Origin of the sequence: Sphingobium fuliginis (assembly GCF_004152845.1) — a bacterium.
GTDB lineage: Bacteria > Pseudomonadota > Alphaproteobacteria > Sphingomonadales > Sphingomonadaceae > Sphingobium > Sphingobium fuliginis.
Map to the genome: position 1 here is coordinate 153,313 of NZ_SEON01000005.1, position 19,715 is coordinate 173,027.

Below are 19,715 nucleotides of genomic sequence, written 5' to 3' on the forward strand. Positions count from 1 at the left end.
AATCGCGGGAAAGGTTCTGCGCGGCCGTCCAGATATGGTGAGCCATTGGAAAAGATAAAGCCCGGCGGCCCGTTACTTGCGCGGAACGGTGATGCGGATCGTCGTCCGCCCGCCGATATTCTGCAGGAACACCTCCCCGCCCAACATCTGTATCCGCCGCATCAGGGACCGCGAAGGCACCGCCCCGCTCGATCCCAGCCGCGCCATATTGGGCACGCCATCGTCGCTCACCTGAAGGGCGATGCGGTTGCCGTCCGGCTCCAGCGCGAAGTTCACCATGGTCGCCCGCGCATGGCGTACCGCATTGGCGACGATCTCCCGCACGGCGAAGCTCAGTTCCCGGCCGATCATCGCGCTGGTCGCGCAATTGCCGTCCTCCACCTTCAACTCGCAGCCTATGCCCCACTGCTCGCCCAGGGAGCGCACCACCATCGCCAGCGTCTCCGGCAAATAGGCGAAATCCTCCTCATCCACGTCCGGATTGATGATCCAGCGGATCGTGGCGATCTGGTCCTTCGCGATGCGGTCGACATTCTCGATCACGGCGAGCGGCTCGACCTGCCGCCCGGCCAGCAGCGGCGCGATCTGGAAACGGATGCTGGCCAGCGCCTGCAGAACGCTGTCGTGCAATTCCCGCTGCAGCCGCTCCCGCTCCCGCGCACCGGCGATCACATGCGCGAGGTCCAGGCTGTTGCGGACAGTCAGTTCCTCACATGCGCTTTCGAAGACCCGCTGCGCGATGGCGGCCCGATCCTCATGGCAGGGATCATCCAGGCAGGCCGCGCCCACCGCCTCGAACGTACCGATGGTCACCCTTATCGTCAGGAGCGTTTCTGCGTCCAGCAGCGCCGTCCATGCCTGACCGCCCGGCGACAACGGTCCCAGCACGGCTATTCCATCCGCCGACAGCGAGATCGACGCATGTCTCGACCGGTCATGCCAACCGGTCTCGGCCGTCAGCAAATTGCCGAAACCCACCGCAGGCATTTCGCGCGCCGCGCTGCTGGCGAAGCGCAGGGGCTCATGGCTGGCAAGGCGGAACAGCACGGCAACCCCATGTCCGCGGGTCGCAAGCCGCAGGGCATGGAGCAGGAACGGGCCATGATCGCTCCCGGCGGGCGGTAGCTCCCCTTCCAGCAACCGCCTGTCCCGCTCGAATTGCAACAGCGTTTCCCGGCGCGGTCCGAGCAGCACGCCGGTCACCAGTATCGCCACAGCCAGATAGCAGGCACGCAGCACGACCCGCTCCGCTTCCGGCTCCGACGGCAGGGAAGCGATCTCGTCAAGCCATGTGACGCCGACCGCAGCCGTGCCCGCCGCCAGGGCAACGAGCAGATGGAACCGCCGCCGCACGATCAGCGCCACTTCCACCGCCACGAAGAAGCTGCCGGAAAAATAAGGGCTGTTGGACGGGTTGGTGACGATCAGCAGGGCCAGGAACAGCAATGTGTCCAGATAGATGACCGGTCGTCTGATCCGCATGTCCGTCACCCAGGAGCGGGACGAGAGCAGCACCGCCGAAAACGCCAGCAGCAGCATGAGCAGGATCAGCACATGCTCCGCGCTTTCCGCCCAGTGGCGCGCGCTGGAGAAGCCGAAGCTGACGACGGCATAGATGACGGCCAGCAACAGTCGGGTGAAATCCAGCGTCTGCCACGGACGCAATGCCGACAGCGCCCGCATGTCCCACCAGCTCAAGCGCATCGCGATTTCGCCCGGCCCATTCATCGCGTGACGCATATCCCCCATCCGGCCCGATGCATCATGTCTGTCGAGCCGCTTCTTATGGAAAGGAAATCATGCCCCGGTCAAATGGCGATGGTCAAATGGCGATCCATTCGTCGCAGAGATAATCTGACTTTCCAGGCAATATGGCGGCGGCAATCCGGACCGCCCCTGCCGTCGCTCAGCCGTGGAAATAATCATAGACCTGCTGCGCCACCGCCTTGGAAACGCCCGGCGCCTTCAGCAGGTCCTCCAACGCCGCGCTCTTCACGGCCTTGGCGGTTCCGAAATGCATCAGCAGCGCCTTCTTGCGCGAAGGTCCGATGCCCGGCACTTCGTCGAGCGAACTGACGGTAATCGCCTTGCTGCGCTTCTGCCGGTGCGCGCCGATGGCGAAGCGGTGCGCCTCGTCCCGCAGCCGCTGAAGGTAAAAGAGCACGGGATGGTTGAGCGGGAAAGTGATCTCCCGCCCGTCCGGCATGTGGAATACTTCCCGCCCCTCGCGGCCATGATGCGGCCCCTTGGCGATGCCGATCATGCAGACATCCTCTATGCCCATATCCTCCAATATCGTCCGGGCGGCGGACAATTGTCCCTTGCCGCCGTCGATCAGCACCAGGTCCGGCCATTCGCCGCTGTCGCGATCCGGGTCTTCGCGCGCCGCGCGGCCGAAGCGCCGCTCGAACATCTCCCGCATCATCGCGAAATCGTCGTTCGAGGTTTCCGGGTTCTTCATGTTGAACTTGCGGTAGGCGTTCTTGCGGAAGCCCTCCGGACCCGCGACGACCATCGCCCCCAGGGCATGAGCGCCCTGGATGTGACTGTTGTCGTAGATTTCGATCCGGTCGGGCACCCCGTCCAGCCCGAACGTCTCGACCATCTCCTCCAGCACCTTCGCCTGCGTCGTGGTTTCCGCCAGCCGCCGATCGAGCGCCTCCACCGCGTTGCGCTGCGCCTGTTTGATGAGGCGGGTGCGGTCGCCCCGCTGTGGCACTTCGATCCGCACCCTGGACCCGATGCGCTCGGTCAGCGCCTGCGCCATCAGCTCGCATTCGGCGGGCGCCCGGTCGGCAAGGATCAGCTTGGGCGGCGGTACTTCCTCGTAAAATTGCGCCATGAAGCTGGCCAGCACCTCGTCCTCCGCCACTTCGGCGGTATGGACGGGGAAGAAGCTGCGATGGCCCCAATTCTGCCCACCGCGGATGAAGAAGGCCTGGATGCACATCGCCCCGCCCTTGGTCGCCAGGGCGAAGATGTCGGCGTCGCCCAGCCCCTCGGCGTTGATCGCCTGGCTGCCCTGGATGAAGGTCAGCGCCTTCAGCCGGTCGCGCAGCACCGCCGCCTGCTCGAAGTCCATGGCGTCGGAAGCCGCCTGCATCGCCTCGCCCAGCTTCTTCTGCACGGCGGTCGATTTGCCGCCGAGGAAATCCTGCGCGTCCTTGACCAGCTCACCATAGGCGGCATCGTCGATCCGGCCCACGCAAGGGGCGGAACAGCGGCGGATCTGATACAGGAGGCAGGGCCTCGAACGATTGGCAAAGAAGCTGTCGGTGCAGCTTCTCAGCAGGAACAGCTTCTGGAGCGCATTGATGGTTCGCGTCACCGATCCGGCGCTGGCAAAGGGGCCATAATAGCGCCCCTTATATTTGCGCGCGCCGCGATGCTTCTGGACGCGGGGAAAGTCATGATCCTCGCGCAGCAGGATGAAGGGGAAGCTTTTATCGTCCCGCAGCAGGACATTATAGGGTGGCCGGAAACGCTTGATGAGCTGCGCCTCCAGCAGCAGGGCCTCCGCCTCGCTGTTGGTGGTGACGATCGTCATCGAGCGGGTCTGGGCGACCATGCGCTGGAGCCGCTTGGGCAGGCGGTCGACCTGGGTATAGTTGGTGACCCGGTTGCGCAGCGCGCGCGCCTTGCCGACATAAAGCACATCGCCGCGCGCATCCTGCATGCGATAGACGCCCGGGCGGGTCGGCAGGGTTTTGAGCGTCGTGCGGATCGCCTCCACGCCGGCCTCTATGTCGGGCTGGCTGCCGGTGACGGTGAAGGTGGCCTTGTCTTCATGAAAGCGATCGGGGGATTGGGGACGCGACATGAGGGAGAAATAGCGGGATGGTTCCGGATCGCAATGGCATGGGACTAAATTTCGGCCCGTCCTCGTTGATCCTTGGCTGACCCTTCCTATCTTTCTGCGGCTGCCGGAACTGGTAGCGCTATCCTCCATAATGCGGTCCCTTCAGGGAGGCCGCTCCTCCTTGAAGGAAGAGCAGATCATGATCGTGAAAGCCTATGGCGCCCATGCCGCCGATAAGCCCTTGGAACCCATCGACATCGAACGCCGCCCGGCCGGCGAACATGACGTGCAGATCGCCATCGCCTATTGCGGCGTCTGCCATTCCGATCTTCACCAGGTCCGCTCCGAATGGAGCGGCACGCTTTACCCCTGCGTTCCCGGCCATGAGATCGTCGGCCACGTCACCGCCGTCGGCAACGGCGTCACCCGGTTCAAGGTCGGCGACACGGTCGGCGTCGGCTGCATGGTCGATAGCTGCCAGCATTGTTCGGCCTGCGACGAAGGGCTGGAGCAATATTGCGAGAACGGCTTTGTCGGCACCTATAACGGTCCGACGCCGGATGCGCCCGGTCATACGTTCGGCGGCTATTCGCAAAGCATCACCGTCAGCGAGAAGTTCGTCCTGAAGATCAACCATCCGGCGGATCAACTGGCGGCTGTGGCGCCGCTGCTCTGTGCAGGCATCACCACCTATTCGCCGCTGCGCCACTGGAATGTCGGACCCGGCAAGAAGGTCGGTATCGTCGGGATCGGCGGGCTCGGCCATATGGGGGTGAAGCTCGCCCATGCCATGGGCGCCCATGTCGTCGCCTTCACGACTTCGGAAAGCAAGCGGCAGGATGCGCTGGACCTTGGCGCCGATGAAGTCATCATCTCGCGCGATCCGGACCAGATGGCCGCCCATGGTGGAAGTTTCGACTTCATCCTGAACACGGTGGCCGCCAGCCATGATCTCGACGCCTTCACCACCTTGCTGAAGCGCGACGGCACGATGTGCCTGGTGGGCGTACCGGAACATCCGCACCCTTCGCCCAGCGTCGGCGTGCTGATCTTCGGGCGCAAGTCGATTGCCGGTTCACTGATCGGCGGCATTGCCGAAACGCAGGAGATGCTCGATTTCTGCGCTGAAAAGGGCATCACGGCGGACATCGAGATGATCGCGATGCAGGACATAGAAACCGCCTATGACCGGATGCAGAAGAGCGACGTCAAATATCGCTTCGTCATCGATAGCGCGTCGCTGGCGGCAGCCTGATCGGCATATCAGTGGCCGGCCTCGTCGCCGGCCATTGATCGACCCCGCGCCTGCCTTCCCCGAATGCAGATATGCGTTCCTGCGAAGGCGGAAACTCCGTTCCGCCCTCGTCTGCTAAGGATGGTCTGCCCGAAAACTCCAACGCAGAGCCGATTCCGATCCTGTCGTATCCGCTCGGCTTCCCCACCCTTTATTCGCCGCCTTTGACGAGCCAGCAGGTGATTCCACAGGCTTGAACGGCGCTCCAGAGCGCGCTGCGATAAATCGGGCGCTGGTCGCGCGCTCCAGGTTTCTGTAGTCCCATCCTTTTAAGCAGGAACCGGTCGCCATCCTTCGACAGGCTAGGACTGGCTTTTCTGCACGATGCTCTGAAACCGCTTCACCGCTCAAAGAAAAAGGCCAGCGCAAAATCGCACTGGCCTTTCTATTCAACCCTAGGCAGTGTCTGTCAGACGCTCGGGCCAAGCCCCCTGATCGCGTCATCGACCAAAAGCTTATCGGCCTGCGCATCATGGCCCTGAGCGATCAGCGCCGCCGCGGCGCCGGTCGCGGCGTTCACCGCCTTGGACCGGATGCCCGCGATCGCCGCACGCTCAGCCGCGCCGATCTTGTCCTCCGCCATCTTCTGACGACGCGCGACCAGCGCGACGGCATTGGCCCTGGCGTCCTCCAGCAGCGTTGCCGCTTCATGCTCGGCGGACTTGCGCATCGCCTCCGCCTCGCCGGCGGCAGCCGCCAGCTTGGCTTCATATTCGGCCTTGAGCGCTTCGGCTTCGGCGCGAAGCTTGGAGGCTTCCTCCAACTGCGCCTTGATCTGCGCGATCCGGCCATCCAGCGCGCCGCCGATCAGACCGGGCACCTTCTTGATCAACAGGATCAGGATGAACACCGCCATCGCCAGACTGACCCAGGCCGTGGCATCCATGCCGACGGCCTTCGGGTCGGTGTGCGGGGCCACGCCTTCGTGAGCGACGGTGCCGACCGGCTCCATCCCCTCCGAATGGATCGCCTCATTCAGGTGCGGGGCTTCCGTCTCGCTATGCTGTGCTGCTGCCTCAGCCATGGGCCAGTGCCGCCTTTACTGCGTTGCGGGCTGCATCTTCCGACGCGTTCACGCCGGAAATGCGAGCCACCATGTCGCGCGCTGCATCAGCGGCAACGGTTTCAATCTCTGCCATGGCTGCGTCGGTGGCAGCCTTGATACGGGCTTCGGCCGCATTGATCCGGCCTGCAATGTCCGCATCGGCGGCGGCCAGCTTGGCTTCCGAAGCCTTGGCTGCCTCCACCTTCGCCTTGGCCAGGCTTGCCTGGACGGCAGCACGGCTTTCGGCGTCGCGGGCGCGATAGTCGGCCTCCGCCTCATCGGCGCGGGCGAAAGCCGCCTTGGCGGCATCCAGATCGCCGGTGATCTTCGCGTCGCGCGCATCGGCCGTCGCCTGAACCTTTGGCACCATGCCGAGGCCGATGACGAAGAAAACGAAACCGAATGTCAGCAGCAGCCAGAAGATCTGCGATGAATAGGTTTCGGCAATTTGCGCGATTTGAGGCATTTTTTTCGGGTCCGTCCGATCAGGGCGCGGTCAATCAGAGGACGGGCATGGCGGCCGACCGGCCACCCCTGCCCGCCCCAAAGCGGCTGTTCAGGCCACGAACACCAGGATCATGGCGATAACGAACGCCAGCAGACCCAGAAGTTCCGCGGCGGCGAAGCCGATGAACAGGCGGCCCTGCTGGCCGTCGGCAGCGCCGGGGTTGCGCAGCGCGCCTTCGAGGAACGAGCTGAAGACGTTGCCCACACCGAGGGCGGCGATGCCCGCACCGATGGCGGCCAGGCCAGCACCGAGCAGCTTTGCGGCTTCTGCGTCCATGTTATAAACTCCTTTTCTAAACTCTATTCGAACGTTGAGGTAATGGCGGAAAATCAGTGCAGGTTCTCGGCATCGTTGATGTAGACCGAGGTCAGCAGCGCGAACACATAGGCCTGGATCACCGCCACCAGCACTTCCAGGGCGCTGATGCCGATCATCAGGATGAAGCTGGCGGCGCCGACGGTCAGGCCAAGCGCAGGGCTGGCATTGGCGCTGTTGATGACGAAACCTGCGAGCACCTTCAAAAGCACGTGCCCGGCGGTCATCGCGACGAACAGTCGCAGGCCAAGGCTGAACGGACGCACCATGAAGGAAACGAGTTCGATGAAGAAGAGCGGCACCACCATCAGCGCCGGGGTGCCGTGCGGCACGAACAGCGAGAAGAAGTGCAGGCCATGCTTGTAGAAGCCCACAGCCAGCACGATCGAGAAGCTCATGATCGCGAGCACGCCGGTCGCGGTGAAATGGCTGGTGAAGGTGAAGGGATGCAGGCCGACCAGACCCAGCGGCAGCAGGCCCAGCAGGTTCGCCAGCAGGATGAACATGAACAGCGAGAAGACGTAAGGAATGTACTTCTTGCCGCCCTCGCCCACATTGGCGATCAGCAGGCTCTTGATGAAGCCGGTCATATATTCGACCGCCATCTGCCAGCGGCCGGGAACCAGTTCGCGCTTCATGCCGCCGACGACGAAGATCCAAAGCACCACGGCGGCCGCCACCATATAGAGCGCGCTGTTGGTGAAAGCGATGTTGAAGCCGCCGATCGACAGATGATCCGTACCGAACAGCGGTTCGATCGCAAACTGGTGCATCGGATCGATTTTGCCGGATTCTGCCACGCTGGACCCCTGTAACGTCTTTGCCTTCGGACTAAGATAAAAGCGTCCCTATCGGTCGGGACGCTTCGTCGTCGTCAATCTGATGATGTTCCTGAACGCCGCCACGATCCCGAGACCGAGGAATGCCAACAGGAGCCATGGGGATGTCCGCAGAAAGTAGTCCAGAGTCCCACCAACCACGGCACCGCCAGCAAGACCGCCGATCAGCTCCGCGAGAACCCTGTTGCCGAGACGCGACCCATCGTCCGCCTGCTGCACCTGTGTCCCCTGTCTGACCTTTTCGGCATGTTCGGCCTGCGCGATCCGCTCCTCCAAAGAAGCGATGCGCGCATCTTCCCCCGCCGGGTCCTGCCCCGGTGCATCCGCCGCCATCCAGCCATCCTTTCCGTCAAGGCTTTAAAAGCCAACGTCAGGCGGCATGGCGCTTGCGGCTGCACCCGTCAAGGCGCGGCCCGTTTAGAAAGGGCTTTCAGGAGTGTCAACCGTCGTTGGGCCAGAGAATTTCCTGTCCGAACGAAGCTGGGTCCAAAGTCCACTAGCCCGGCAAGTCCGGCCTGAGGTAAATCACCCCGCCGTGGCGCAATAGCCCGGCAGCGCGATGGGGCCCGCGCCCTTGGTCTGCCACGCGCCCGCGCCGATCCGATAGACCTGCCCGGGCTTCACCCTGCTGCTGAGCGTCTGGCATCCGGTCGCCGCCGCCACATCCTGCACGGTCACGCCGCGCTTGCCGGCAAGGTCGGTATAGGCGGCCCTGCGCTTGATGTTGATCGATTCGACTTCCTGCCGCACCGCGTCGCTCACCGAACCGGCAATGCCGAGATAGCCGTCGGCCTGCTCGCCCACCGCCCCCGCGCTCATGGCGGCGGCGACCGCGCCCGACTGCGCCCGCGCCGGAGAAGTCATGGCCAGGCCGGTCGCCAGCACGACCGCGGCAGAGGCGGCAAGCATCAAAAATTTGCGTGTCATTGCGGGAACAACTCCGGGTTATTCTGGATCAAATCTTGCGCATCGCGCTGCAGGCGAACAACGACCTCCTGCTGCACCTTCACGTTGAGGTTGATCTCTATCGGCTTGTCGGGCGCCTTCACCTGGATGCAGCCCCCCAAGGCCAGACCGGCGAAGCCCGCCACGATGATCGTTCGCTTCTTCATTTCTGCTCCCCATTTCGCATAGTTTCGCTTTCGGCAGGCTGAACTGCAACCCCCTCCTGGCCGATCGTGGCCCGCATCTTCTCCTGCATCTGGTCGCCTATGCTGTTTTGTATGAGCGTTGACGGATCGATGAAGGACTGCGCGGTTCCCAGAAGGCCCCGGAAGGGAGCGGCGATCCGCACGTTGAAGATGAAGGGCAGGCCCGTGAAATTCCGCGCCAGACCCGCCGGCGCCCCACCGATCTGCCCGCGATTGACGCCGTTGAAGACGACGTTCGTCACCATCTCTCCATCCAGCGCGCCGTCCATCAATATGGTGAGGCATTTATACTGGAGATTCTTGAGCGCATCGAAGGCCAGCCGCCCCATCGCGCCCAACTGCTCGTTCGACACCGGCCCCACATAGGAAAGGGTCCCCGACTGGCGCGTCGGATCGCAGGGGATGGTGGGCAGCACGCCTTCGGGCATCATCAGCGGCGGCATGCCTTGCTGCCGCGCGGTCAGCACGCCCCCCGCCACGCGCCCGCCCTGCGCGTTGAAGATCAGAGGCATGATGCCGTCGAACGTACCCGTGGCGGAAATATTCTTGAGGTCCATCGCCTGGATGAAGGCGCCCGCATCCAGACCGATGACGCGGAAGGTCAAATAACGGTCCACATCTGCGCTGAAATCCATCGTCGTCGGCAGCAGGACCAGCTCCCCGCCGGAAAAGGGCCAGCCGCCCCCTTCGATCCGCACCTTCTGCCCCGCCTCCAGCCGATAGCGCACAAGGCCGTCGCGAACCTCTACACCCGGATTGACCGACCTGATTCGCACTTCCTGCCCCGGCGCGCTGACGAGACCGAGCAGATCGGTGAAACGCAGTTCGCCGGACAACCCCTCCACCGGGCCGAAAGCCGCCGCCAGGCTGGCATTGTCGGTCCCGAACAGGCCATCGCTGGTCACATGCGTCCCGTTCCAGCGGATATGCCCTTCCCCGCTGACCTGCGCCGTCACATTGGCCACCACGCCAAGGGCGAGGCGGGTCACATCCTCCGGCTGGAGACCAGGACCAAAGGACAGTGCCGGAACCGCCAGATCCGCCTTGCCTCGCCCACTGCTCAGATCATGCGCGATGACTGCCCGGGCTACCAGCGCATCATTGCGCGGCGTCCGCAACGATCCCGTCGCTGCAATCTTCGAATCCTTCAACGTCAGCGCGAAGTCGGGAACATTCAGCGGTTCGAACCGGCCCGGCGCCTGCGCATCGCGCACCGTCATCCCGGCCGCCAGCTTCAGCGCGCCCCCGGCGAAGCTCCAGTCGCCCGCGCCATTTTCGACGATCAGCGGCACGGACCCGATCCGGCCGCCTGCCCCCGTCAACCGGCCGCCCAAGCCCTGGGCCGTGGCGTTGCCGGTCAGCGTCGCCGCGCTCAACCGAACAGGCGAATCCTGCGGACCGATCGCCAGATCGGCATTGGCAAGTGCAAAACCCTGCTGTCCCAGAGCGAAACGAGCGCTATCGGCGGAAAGGCGCATTGGGCTGTCGCCGCTTTTGCCCGCCAATGCGAGTTTGCGGATTTCAGCGCCGCCACTCACACCGCCCGGCCCGACGGCAAGCAGCGCCTGCCCGACGGGGCACAACGTCTGCCGGGTCCGCCCCAGCGAAAAATTGCCATAGCGCGCCTCGATCAGCGAGATGGGCACGCAATGCGGGTTGATCGCCAATAGACCCTTGGCGTTCATTTGCCCTTCAACGGGCGCCACCAGCCCGCGCAGCCTTCCACCGGGAAGCGGCCCGTCGAGCCGCACCTGCGTCGAGAAGCGCGTATCGCCCTTCGGCCCCGCAACGAATCGCACCGGCTCCAGGCTTAACCTGGCATCGCCCGCCGCATAGGGCTCAAGGAACAATTGTCCGCCAAAGCCGCCGCCCGGCCTCCGCCCCAAACGCAGCGCCGCCCTCGGCAATCCGCCGCCCTCCGTCGTGATCGCTCCGTCGAGCGCCCAGTCGATCGCCTGCCCGGCCCTGCCAGGCCAGCCGATGGTCACGCGACCTTCCCCGGCTATGGCGATCCGCGCACCGCTGCGCGCCGAAAAGCGGGTGTCGGTCAAGGCTAGGCTGCCCGCCTTCCCTTGCTGAGCGAAGGCCAGGGTGGTTTGCAGGACATTGTCCGCGCCGGCGCGGCGCGTGGCATCGGCCAGGCGCGCGACCAGCGGCCCAACGGGCGTCCCGACCGTAGATTCGCGCGCAGCCGCCAGGGGATCGCGGCCGGCGAACCGCAACTGCCGAACGGACAGCCGCCCCTCAAGACCCATATCGCCCTTGCCGACATGCCAGGCGCCCTGAAAGTCGGCGGGTCCGGCCAATGCGGCGCCGGCCGACAGAGCCGTCGCCCCGATTCGCGCTCGCCCGGCGGTTTTGGCAGCCGTTCCGTCGAAATCGATCCGGCCTGAGGGGCGCGCCAGAACCATGCCGCCGGACTTGAGCGCTTCCCCCGTCAGGTCGACGCGGCCGGTCCAGCGATCCAACGCCTTGCCGAGCCAGACATCCACATCCGCAGCCGGTTTCGCCACGGCGATGCCGGCATCGCGACAGGCCAGCGCTGCGCCGCGCAACGGGCCGGAGAGATGTGGGCGTCCGTCCTGCATGGCAACATCCAGCATCGCCCGCAGGTCGGCCAGCCCGCATCCCTCGACGCCTCCATTCGGCATCGCCGCCGCCAGCCTGCCCCGGAAGCCCGATCGCAGATTCCCCTTCCCCTCTATCTGCATGCCGATCGGGCCGGCATCGGTATCCAGCCGCAGTCGCGCATCGCTGAGCGCCAGCAGAATGTCCGGCAGGCTGAAGGGCGCCGTGGATTTCGGGTCCCGGAATTTGTCGACCTCTCCCAGCTTCAGCACGCCATTGTGCAACGACCCCCGCATCCTGACGCCACCTGCCCGCACCGCCGCCACTTGCGGGGTCAGCCCTGTGAAAGCGATGTCGACCTCCACCCAGCGCGCCGTCAAATCGGGACGAGCGGGATCGCCCAGCACGATATTCTCGATCCGCTGGGTGCGAAGGCCTATGTCCGTCAGATCATAGCTGCCCTGCACGCCACGCCGGTTGAGTTCGCGGCTGATGAAATTTTCTGCGATGGGCGCGCGCTGCGTCCACAGCGCGGCAAGGATCAGCGCCAGCGACCCCGTGCCCACTCCAAGCCAGCGGAGCCAGCCGCGGCGAATCTCCTTTTCGCCGTCTTCATCTTCCATGCTTCTGGTCAAACCCGCGTGCTCAAGTCCGTAACGCCTGCATAACGTCCGATCACTCCTAAATATCCTTGCCCGATAAATCCGCAATGAATAGCGTCCCCCTTCGCATGCGGGGGACAGGTAAGACTTTGCCGGATCAGGATTTGAAGGCTGCGCACGACGGCGTCGGGCATCGCGCCCGGCTGCGCCGAAAACTGGCGGAGAGCGGCGGCGAAGCGTTGCATGATCATGAACTGATCGAATATCTGCTGGCACTGGCCATACCCCGTCGCGACACGAAACCACTGGCAAAGGCGCTGCTGCGCGAATTCGATGGCATCGGTGGGCTGATGGCGGCTGACTGGCAGGCGATTGCCCGCGTTCCCGGCATGGGCGACACCAGCATCGCCGCGATCAAGATCGTTCAGGCGACGATGCTGCGGATGCTACGCAACGGAGTGGCGGAAAAGCCGGTGCTGGCAAGCTGGCAGGCGCTGCTCGACTATCTGCGCGCCGACATGGCCTTTCTGACGGTGGAGCGGGTGCGGGTGTTGCACCTCAACAGCCGGAACATGCTGATCCGCGACGAGCATATGGGCGACGGTTCGATCGACCAGGCGGCGATTTATACCCGGGAGGTTATTCGACGGGCGATCGACCTTGGCTCGGCAGCGTTGATCCTTGTCCACAATCATCCCAGCGGATCGCCGGAACCCAGCCGTCAGGATATAGAAATCACCCGGCAGATCGCGGAAGCGGGCAAGCGGCTCAACATCGCGGTGCATGACCATATCATCATAGGGACACAGGGGCACAGCAGCCTGCGTGCGAAAGGGCTGATCTAGGGACCGTGCGTCGAAGCGGCCGGGAGGGATGTCTTAGGAGGGCCGAAAACAGGCCACGCCTGGCCTGCAACGGCAACTAAGCGCCAAACCCCACCGAAAGAAACTCCGGAACCGGTCCGTTCCAGCCTTCGTCCGGACCATCGTCCACCGGTTCTGGCCGCCGCGGTCGGGCGCCATTGCCCTCCGGCCGCGCAGCACGCGGTTCTTCACGGCGGCGGTCGTCGCGGCGCTTGTCGGACTTGCGGTCGTCTTTCCGATCCCGGCCCGAACGGCGCGGTTCCTCCTTCGCCTTTTCGGCGGGAGCAGCAGCGACCGGTGCGTCGATGGTCTCGATCTTCTGCTTGATCAGCTTCTGGATATTGTCGATCGCCTCGGCATCGTCCGACGTCACGAAGGTATAGGCTACGCCCTTCGCCCCTGCGCGGCCCGTGCGGCCGATGCGATGGACATAATCGTCGGGATGCCAAGGCGCGTCGAAATTGAACACATGGCTCACGCCCTTGATGTCCAGCCCGCGCGCCGCAACGTCGGACGCCACCAATATGTTCACCGTCCCCGCCCGGAACCGCTCCAGTTCCGCGATGCGCGCCGACTGGTCGATGTCGCCGTGAATCTCGCCCGATTTGAAGCCATGGCGCTGAAGGCTCTTGTTGAGTTCACGCACCGTGGTCTTGCGGTTGCAGAAGATCACCGCGCTCTGCACGTCCTCGGCATCCAGCATCGCGCGCAGGGCCTCCCGCTTCTTGCGCGAATCGACCTTCACCAGACGCTGGGTGATGTTGGTCGAGGCCGTGGCGGGCCGCGCCACCTCGATCGACTTGGGATTGCTGAGGAACCGGTCGGCCAGCTTCTTGATCACCGGCGGCATGGTCGCGGAGAACAGCAGCGTCTGCCGCTGGGCGGGCAGCTTTGTGCAAATCTCCTCGATGTCCGGGATGAAGCCCATGTCGAGCATCCGGTCGGCTTCGTCGATCACCAGCATGCTGCAGCCGTTGAGCAGTATCTTGCCCCGCTGGAACAGGTCCATCAGCCGCCCCGGCGTCGCGATCAGCACGTCGACGCCTTTTTCCAGGGCTTTGAGCTGATCGCCCATCTGCACGCCGCCGATCAGCAGCGCCATGTTGAGCTTGTGATACTTCCCGTATTTCTCGAAATTCTCGGCCACCTGGGCAGCGAGTTCACGCGTCGGCTCCAGGATCAGCGATCGCGGCATCAGCGCGCGGGCGCGGCCATGGGCGAGGATGTCGATCATCGGCAGCACGAAGCTGGCGGTCTTGCCCGTTCCCGTCTGCGCGATGCCGATGATGTCCTTCATCATCAGCACGGGCGGGATCGCCTGTGCCTGAATCGGCGTGGGCGTGTCATATCCGGCCTCGGTAACGGCCTTCAATAATTCGTCGGAAAGGCCGAGATCGGCAAAAGTCATTCAGATGTCCGGGACAGGAGGCTCTCCACCGCACGAAAACGCGCAGGGAAATCGGGCGCGCCTTGCGGAAATATCGGCCTCTTGTCAAGAAAATCGCGAAGATGATGCGGTCAATCGTCCGGTTCGGCCTGCTCCAGCCGGCGGAAACCCTCGATCGCGCAACTGGCCCCGCTCCGCGCCTGCAATTCGTCGCGCCCGGAACAGAGCGAGCCGTCCTCATCGGGCTCGACATAGAATCCGGAATAGAAACCCATGCTGTTGCACCCGCGCTCCAGCCTTGCGCGATAGCGGTGATTATCAGCCAGCAGCAGATCTATGGCATTGTCCATCACTATGCTTGCCGACCGAATCGATCGCAGCGCGATGCAGCGCGGCCCCTTCTTCTCCTTCCAGTCATTCCGCGCCTCCGGCGTGGGACGCGCGGGCGCACGCCCCTTCCTTGCCATCGGCACGCGGATGATGACACGCTGCTCGATCGTCAGTTGCGCCCATTGCACGGGCTCGGCGGCTGACGCGGACAACAGCAGCAGGACGGAATGAAACAAGTCGAACCCCTTTTGGGACGCGGACGCTATGGGCCAAAGGTTGAACCGTCGATGAATTCCAAGGCATAGGACAGTCCCATGATAGGACAAGATGTTATCGCCCGATTCACGGCCCTGCTGGGGGAAAAGCGCGTCGTGACCGATGCGGACGACATCGCCCCGTGGGTCAGCGACTGGCGCGGACGCTATCACGGCGCTGCCGCCGCCATTCTTCAGCCGGAATCGACCGGCCAGGTCGCCGCCGCGGTCCGCCTTGCCGCCGATCTTGGCGTGCCGCTGGTGCCGCAGGGTGGCAACACTTCCATGGTGGGCGGCGCCACGCCCCCGGCGGACGGTTCTGCGCTGATCCTGTCGCTCCGCCGGATGAACCATATCCGCAACCTGTCTCCGCACGACAATCTTGCCGTCTGCGAAGCGGGGGTCATCCTCTCCAACCTCCACGATGCCGCCGCCGCCGTTGGCCGCCGCTTTCCACTGAGCCTTGGGGCCAAGGGTTCGGCCACCATCGGCGGGCTCATCTCCACCAATGCCGGCGGAACCCAGGTGCTGCGCCACGGCACGATGCGGGCGCTGGTCGAGGGGATTGAGGCTGTCCTGCCGGACGGCGGCATCTTCCATGGCCTGGATGCCCTCAAGAAGGACAATCGCGGCTATGACATCAAGCAATTGCTGATCGGCGCCGAAGGGACTTTGGGAATCGTCACCGCCGCCGCGCTGCGCCTGGTGCCCGCCATTGCGGCTCGCGCCGTCGGCTGGATCGGCGTCTCCTCACCTGCCGATGCGCTGGCCCTGCTCCGGCTTTGCGAAGCCCATCTGGGCGACAGTGTCGAAGGGTTCGAAGTGATCGCGGACGACGGCCTGGGCCATGTCCTGTCGCATGTTCCCGGCACCCGCTGCCCGATTGCAACGCGCACGCCCTGGCATGTGCTGGTAGAGGTCGACCATGGCGACCCACGCGATCCGACGCCCGCCGACCGGCTGGAGAGCGCGCTGGCCGATGCGTTGGAACAGGGCCTCGCCGTCGACGCCGCCATCGCCGCCAATGAAACGCAGGCGGAAGCCTTCTGGCGCATCCGCGAATCGCTCTCCGAATCCGAACGGGCGCAGGGACCGGCGCTGCAATATGACATCAGCGTGCCGGTTGCGCGGATGCCCGCCTTCATGATCGAAGCCGCGGCAGCGGCGGAAAGGGCCTTTCCCGGCACCACCGCCTCCTCCTTCGGTCATCTGGGGGACGGCAACGTCCATTTCCATGTCCGCGCGCCCAGGGGCACGACCGACGGTCCGGCATGGATCGCGGCGGAGGGTCAGGCGATCAACAGCTTCGTCCATGATGCGGTGGTCGCGGCGGGCGGCTCCATCTCCGCCGAACATGGCATCGGCCAGATGAAGCGCGCCGAACTCGGCCGCCTCTCCAGCCCCGCGCGCCTCCACGCCCTGCGCGCGGTCAAGGCCGCATTCGATCCCCAGGGCATCATGAATCCGGACAAGCTGATCCCCCGTCCGGAGGAAGGCTGAAGCCAGCCCCGGCGGCAGCACTGGGCATCGACAAAGCGATTGCCTCCCGCGTCCAAGGGCTTTATCCCCCTCGGCCCAGTATCAGGCTAGCGGCGCAAGGGAAAATGCGCCGCTTTTTGTTGGAAATGGACTAGCACATCATGGCAAGCGCGCCCGCGAACGGCCTTCCCGTCTTCTACAACGATCTCATTCCGCTGAGCAGCGTCGATCACGCCGCCTGGCGGAGCCGCACCGTCGATTCGGCGCCGTTCCTGACGACCCAGCACGCCATTCCGCTGACCGTGGACGAATTCGTCGCCGCCCAGCGCTTCGTGCCGATCATCTTCTCCGCCGGGGACGAGCCCGTTCCTCTGGCGCTGATGGGCCTCAACGAAGGCGTCAACACCTTCCTCGACGATGATGGCAAGCTGCGTGGCCCGGCCTATGTCCCCGCCTATGTCCGCCGCTATCCCTGGATGCTGGCGAAGTTGCGCCCCGACAGCGACGAACTCTCACTCTGCTTCGATCCGACCAGCGACGCGCTCGGTACGTTCGAGGAGGGCCAGCCGCTGTTCGAAGACGGCAAGCCCAGCGAACTGACGCAGGGCGTGCTCAAATTCTGCGAGGATTTCGAACAGGCAGCGGCGCGTACCGGCCAGTTCATGAAGGATCTGAAGGATCTCGACCTGCTGATGGACGGCGAAGTCGCCATCCAGGTGCCCGGCAATGACCAACCCTTCGTCTATCGCGGCTTCCGCATGGTGAACGAGGAAAAGCTGCGCGACATGCGCGGCGACCAGCTTCGCAAGATCAGCCAGAACGGCATGCTGCCGCTCATTTACGCGCATCTCTTCTCGCTGCAGCTCATGCGGGAACTGTTCGAGGCGCAGGTTTCGCAGGGCAAGGGCCCGATCGCCGTCCCGGCAGCGCCCCAGACAGCGGATGCCCAACCAAATTAAGCATTCATGACAGATATTTAAGGAAAAAGGTTGCGCGGTGCCACTTGAAACTCCGCGCGGCTTTCTCTATTTACTGAACATACGGCGCACCTGCCCCCCTTTCGGGTGTGTCGTATGGGCGCCTCCCCCTTTGGAGGCGTCTCCTCCCTGAACCTTGGCCACCCCATGCGAATCGCATGGGGTGGTTTTTTATTGGCTGAAGGAAATGGCGCGGGTTTCCCTTGACGACGCCGACGCGCCCTCCTAAAGGCGGCTCCCTACTCGCCGCCCAGCGCGGCCTGTGGCCCCTTCGTCTAGCGGTCAGGACGCGGCCCTCTCACGGCTGAAACACGGGTTCGATTCCCGTAGGGGTCACCATTAGCCCATTTGGGCGCAGAATGCTGCGATTCAGCCTTTCTTGACCTCTCGCTGGTACAGCGCCTTGGTACAGCGAGACGAGAATGGCACAGATGGCACAGCCCTGGCGGCACCCCCAGACCGGGGCTTATTACCTCCGCAGACAGATCCCCGAGAACCTCCGCCCCGCCTTCGGGATGCGGGCGGTGCACAAGCAATCGCTGCGCACGAAAGATTTTGTTCGGGCGGCGCAATTGTTCATCGCCGTCAACGCGGAGTTCGAGCAGCAGCTTGAGACGGCGCGCCACCGACTTGCCGCGACGGGAGACCCGCGCCCCTGTCAACGCGAGCAGGCTGAGCACCTCATCCGAGCTTATTTTGAAGGGGGCGCCCCTGACGGCGGGCTGGACGGGCATGAGCGGCTTCGTCTCGCCTTTCAGGAAGTTGACCGGGGCATTTTTGCGGCCGAACCTTTGGCCTGCCTGACTACTCCTTTGTCCTCGCCTGATCGCTGGTGGGAATTGTCGATCAACGCAGCCCTGTTTCGTGCGCACGAGTCGAAGCTGCGAGACAAAGCCACTGGCCATCTCTGGCCAAAGCAGGGAATGTGGCGCAGATCCGATCCGGTCACGGAAGCTCAAGTCCGTCTCGCCCAGGCAGATCGAGTCGTGGAACAGATTGCCCGCTATGCGAGTCTTCGTCGCGCTGACATGCCGGATGGCATCGGCGAAGCCGTCGCCACCTATCTGGACCAGGCCCGGCTGGAAGAAGAAGGCTCCGCCCGCAAACCTGTTAGCGCGACGCCTAGGCTCCGGCCCGACATGCGGCTCCTCGAACTGTACGAGAAGTGGAAAGAGGGCATGACCCCTCGTCCCCAATCCGCCCGTGAGTATCGCCGCGCGATTGAGGAATTCATTGACTATATCGGCGACATCCCGGCTATGGAGGTGACCGAGGACGATATCCACAACTGGCTCGACGCGGTGGTCAAGATGCCGTCCCGAATGTCTTCCGCGGACCGCGCCCTGACGTTCACCGCCCGCCTCGCGAAATTCGGCGAGGTCGAGGGAGGGAAAATCAGCGCTACGACCGTCAAGAAGCAGTTGGGCGCGCTTCAGGCAATCCTTGGATATGGCAAGCGTAATCGCCTCATTGCCCGAGACATCAGTAAAGGTATCGCGATCGACGGCTACAGCAAGACGAAGAGCAAGGGTCGCCGTACATTTCTTGACAGCGAGATTGCGGCACTTTTTGCAGCACCCTTGTTTCTCAATCCCGCCGACTGGCGGATCGCTGGCGCGGCGGTCAGCGACAGCACCATGTTTTGGTTGCTGCTTATCGGACTCACCTCGGGCGCACGGTTGGAGGAGATCGGACAGGCGGCCGTCGCAGACGTGCGGCGCGATAACCACGTCACATATATCGATGTCGATAATTATAATTCTGATGCCGATGAAACCTCAGAGGACAAGTCGGTGAAGAACGATGGTTCACGCCGGCTGGTGCCGCTCCATGACATGGTGATCGCCTGCGGGTTTCATCTCTATGTCGAAGCCCTTCGATATGCCGGGCATAAGGAGCTTTTCCCTGACCTGGCCGCGAACATGTTCGGAAAGCGAACCCAGGCGGCGTCACAGCGGATCAATCGTTTCATCGACCGACAGGTCACCGGTGACCGAAGACTGGTGTATCACTCGTTCAGGCACACCTTCAAGAATCGCGGCCGCACCGCAGACGTCCAGGAAATGGTGTTGAACCAATTGTGCGGACATGCGGCGACGACGGTCGGCGGCAAATACGGCGAAGGGCAGCCGCTTTGGGTTCTCTACCGCGAATTGCACAAGCTTGATTTCTCATCTGTCGATTGGCCTGCGATCCAGAAGGTCATGGCAAAAATCAATTGGGCATCTGTCGTCGCGCTTCTACCGCCGCCGATCCGCGATGCGGCGTAGATAGCCAGTAGCACGCGTATATCTTGAACGAGCC

General features: G+C 63.8%; 17 protein-coding genes and 1 tRNA gene. 6 read left to right on the plus strand and 12 right to left on the minus strand.

Annotated elements, in window-relative coordinates; all coding sequences use genetic code 11:
- Positions 1 to 72: 72 nt before the first annotated feature.
- A complete protein-coding gene (locus EWH10_RS13725) occupies positions 73 to 1,740 on the minus strand; it encodes a sensor histidine kinase (RefSeq protein WP_229742618.1) in 1,668 nt (555 codons plus the stop codon).
- A 166-nt stretch (positions 1,741 to 1,906) separates the two neighbouring features.
- Positions 1,907 to 3,820, minus strand: a complete 1,914-nt coding sequence (gene uvrC / locus EWH10_RS13730) for an excinuclease ABC subunit UvrC (RefSeq protein ID WP_025546512.1) — start codon at positions 3,818 to 3,820, stop codon at positions 1,907 to 1,909.
- A gap of 178 nt (positions 3,821 to 3,998) precedes the next feature.
- Between uvrC and EWH10_RS13735 the strand changes: the two genes are divergently transcribed.
- Positions 3,999 to 5,054 carry an NAD(P)-dependent alcohol dehydrogenase gene (locus EWH10_RS13735; RefSeq protein WP_044661945.1) on the plus strand — a complete coding sequence of 352 codons (1,056 nt, stop codon included), beginning with the start codon at positions 3,999 to 4,001 and terminating at the stop codon, positions 5,052 to 5,054.
- Positions 5,055 to 5,502: 448 nt separating this feature from the next.
- On the opposite strand, the gene EWH10_RS13740 is transcribed toward EWH10_RS13735, so the two are convergent.
- From EWH10_RS13740 to EWH10_RS13775, 8 genes are all read right to left on the minus strand, one after another.
- Positions 5,503 to 6,117 (minus strand): F0F1 ATP synthase subunit B family protein, encoded by a 615-nt coding sequence (locus EWH10_RS13740; RefSeq protein ID WP_044661944.1) that lies wholly within the window; start codon positions 6,115 to 6,117, stop codon positions 5,503 to 5,505.
- The gene (locus tag EWH10_RS13745; protein WP_044661943.1) at positions 6,110 to 6,604 is read right to left on the minus strand and encodes a F0F1 ATP synthase subunit B family protein; all 495 of its coding nucleotides are present in this window, start codon (positions 6,602 to 6,604) and stop codon (positions 6,110 to 6,112) included. The genes EWH10_RS13740 and EWH10_RS13745 overlap by 8 nt, the downstream gene beginning before the upstream one ends.
- A 90-nt stretch (positions 6,605 to 6,694) precedes the next feature.
- On the minus strand, positions 6,695 to 6,922 hold the full coding sequence (locus EWH10_RS13750; protein ID WP_004207392.1) for a F0F1 ATP synthase subunit C: 228 nt from the start codon (positions 6,920 to 6,922) through the stop codon (positions 6,695 to 6,697).
- 53 nt (positions 6,923 to 6,975) lie between these two features.
- Complete coding sequence (locus tag EWH10_RS13755) at positions 6,976 to 7,734, minus strand: F0F1 ATP synthase subunit A (RefSeq protein ID WP_479725518.1); 759 nt, start codon at positions 7,732 to 7,734, stop codon at positions 6,976 to 6,978.
- 75 nt (positions 7,735 to 7,809) lie between these two features.
- Positions 7,810 to 8,133, minus strand: coding sequence for an AtpZ/AtpI family protein (locus EWH10_RS13760; RefSeq protein ID WP_025546506.1), 324 nt, complete (start codon positions 8,131 to 8,133; stop codon positions 7,810 to 7,812).
- 192 nt (positions 8,134 to 8,325) lie between these two features.
- A complete protein-coding gene (locus EWH10_RS13765) occupies positions 8,326 to 8,727 on the minus strand; it encodes a YdbL family probable chaperone protein (protein WP_065846221.1) in 402 nt (133 codons plus the stop codon).
- Positions 8,724 to 8,912, minus strand: a complete 189-nt coding sequence (locus EWH10_RS13770) for a YnbE family lipoprotein (protein WP_044661942.1) — start codon at positions 8,910 to 8,912, stop codon at positions 8,724 to 8,726. The genes EWH10_RS13765 and EWH10_RS13770 overlap by 4 nt, the downstream gene beginning before the upstream one ends.
- Complete coding sequence (locus EWH10_RS13775; protein WP_044661941.1) at positions 8,909 to 12,142, minus strand: intermembrane phospholipid transport protein YdbH family protein; 3,234 nt, start codon at positions 12,140 to 12,142, stop codon at positions 8,909 to 8,911. Before EWH10_RS13775 ends, EWH10_RS13770 begins: the two co-directional genes overlap by 4 nt.
- A 128-nt stretch (positions 12,143 to 12,270) precedes the next feature.
- Here EWH10_RS13775 and radC point away from each other — a divergent pair, with 128 nt between their 5' ends.
- Entirely contained in the window at positions 12,271 to 12,966 is a 696-nt protein-coding gene (gene radC, locus EWH10_RS13780; protein WP_044661940.1) for a RadC family protein, read from the plus strand.
- A gap of 76 nt (positions 12,967 to 13,042) precedes the next feature.
- Here the strand turns inward: radC and EWH10_RS13785 are convergent, their stop codons facing one another.
- Both EWH10_RS13785 and EWH10_RS13790 read right to left on the minus strand, forming a co-directional pair.
- Entirely contained in the window at positions 13,043 to 14,392 is a 1,350-nt protein-coding gene (locus EWH10_RS13785; RefSeq protein WP_044661939.1) for a DEAD/DEAH box helicase, read from the minus strand.
- A 110-nt stretch (positions 14,393 to 14,502) separates the two neighbouring features.
- The gene (locus EWH10_RS13790) at positions 14,503 to 14,937 is read right to left on the minus strand and encodes a hypothetical protein (protein WP_044661938.1); all 435 of its coding nucleotides are present in this window, start codon (positions 14,935 to 14,937) and stop codon (positions 14,503 to 14,505) included.
- Positions 14,938 to 15,015: 78 nt separating this feature from the next.
- Here EWH10_RS13790 and EWH10_RS13795 point away from each other — a divergent pair, with 78 nt between their 5' ends.
- The 4 genes from EWH10_RS13795 to EWH10_RS13810 all read left to right on the plus strand — a co-directional run bounded on the left by EWH10_RS13795 (position 15,016) and on the right by EWH10_RS13810 (position 19,681).
- On the plus strand, positions 15,016 to 16,455 hold the full coding sequence (locus EWH10_RS13795) for an FAD-binding oxidoreductase (protein ID WP_044661937.1): 1,440 nt from the start codon (positions 15,016 to 15,018) through the stop codon (positions 16,453 to 16,455).
- Positions 16,456 to 16,595: 140 nt separating this feature from the next.
- The gene (locus tag EWH10_RS13800; RefSeq protein WP_025546494.1) at positions 16,596 to 17,393 is read left to right on the plus strand and encodes a SapC family protein; all 798 of its coding nucleotides are present in this window, start codon (positions 16,596 to 16,598) and stop codon (positions 17,391 to 17,393) included.
- Between the two features lie 282 nt (positions 17,394 to 17,675).
- Positions 17,676 to 17,750: transfer RNA gene (locus EWH10_RS13805), tRNA-Glu, on the plus strand.
- Between the two features lie 83 nt (positions 17,751 to 17,833).
- On the plus strand, positions 17,834 to 19,681 hold the full coding sequence (locus EWH10_RS13810) for a DUF6538 domain-containing protein (RefSeq protein WP_130030009.1): 1,848 nt from the start codon (positions 17,834 to 17,836) through the stop codon (positions 19,679 to 19,681).
- The last annotated feature ends 34 nt before the right edge of the window (positions 19,682 to 19,715 follow it).

Coding starts and splice junctions, on each gene's coding strand:
- EWH10_RS13765 (WP_065846221.1), bottom strand. CDS start 8,727: ATGACACGCAAATTTTTGATGCTTGCCGCCTCTGCCGCGGTCGTGCTG.
- EWH10_RS13740 (WP_044661944.1), bottom strand. CDS start 6,117: ATGGCTGAGGCAGCAGCACAGCATAGCGAGACGGAAGCCCCGCACCTG.
- EWH10_RS13775 (WP_044661941.1), bottom strand. CDS start 12,142: ATGGAAGATGAAGACGGCGAAAAGGAGATTCGCCGCGGCTGGCTCCGC.
- EWH10_RS13750 (WP_004207392.1), bottom strand. CDS start 6,922: ATGGACGCAGAAGCCGCAAAGCTGCTCGGTGCTGGCCTGGCCGCCATC.
- EWH10_RS13735 (WP_044661945.1), top strand. CDS start 3,999: ATGATCGTGAAAGCCTATGGCGCCCATGCCGCCGATAAGCCCTTGGAA.
- uvrC (WP_025546512.1), bottom strand. CDS start 3,820: ATGTCGCGTCCCCAATCCCCCGATCGCTTTCATGAAGACAAGGCCACC.
- EWH10_RS13760 (WP_025546506.1), bottom strand. CDS start 8,133: ATGGCGGCGGATGCACCGGGGCAGGACCCGGCGGGGGAAGATGCGCGC.
- EWH10_RS13755 (WP_479725518.1), bottom strand. CDS start 7,734: ATGCACCAGTTTGCGATCGAACCGCTGTTCGGTACGGATCATCTGTCG.
- EWH10_RS13810 (WP_130030009.1), top strand. CDS start 17,834: ATGGCACAGATGGCACAGCCCTGGCGGCACCCCCAGACCGGGGCTTAT.
- EWH10_RS13785 (WP_044661939.1), bottom strand. CDS start 14,392: ATGACTTTTGCCGATCTCGGCCTTTCCGACGAATTATTGAAGGCCGTT.
- EWH10_RS13725 (WP_229742618.1), bottom strand. CDS start 1,740: ATGCGTCACGCGATGAATGGGCCGGGCGAAATCGCGATGCGCTTGAGC.
- EWH10_RS13795 (WP_044661937.1), top strand. CDS start 15,016: ATGATAGGACAAGATGTTATCGCCCGATTCACGGCCCTGCTGGGGGAA.
- EWH10_RS13800 (WP_025546494.1), top strand. CDS start 16,596: ATGGCAAGCGCGCCCGCGAACGGCCTTCCCGTCTTCTACAACGATCTC.
- EWH10_RS13745 (WP_044661943.1), bottom strand. CDS start 6,604: ATGCCTCAAATCGCGCAAATTGCCGAAACCTATTCATCGCAGATCTTC.
- EWH10_RS13770 (WP_044661942.1), bottom strand. CDS start 8,912: ATGAAGAAGCGAACGATCATCGTGGCGGGCTTCGCCGGTCTGGCCTTG.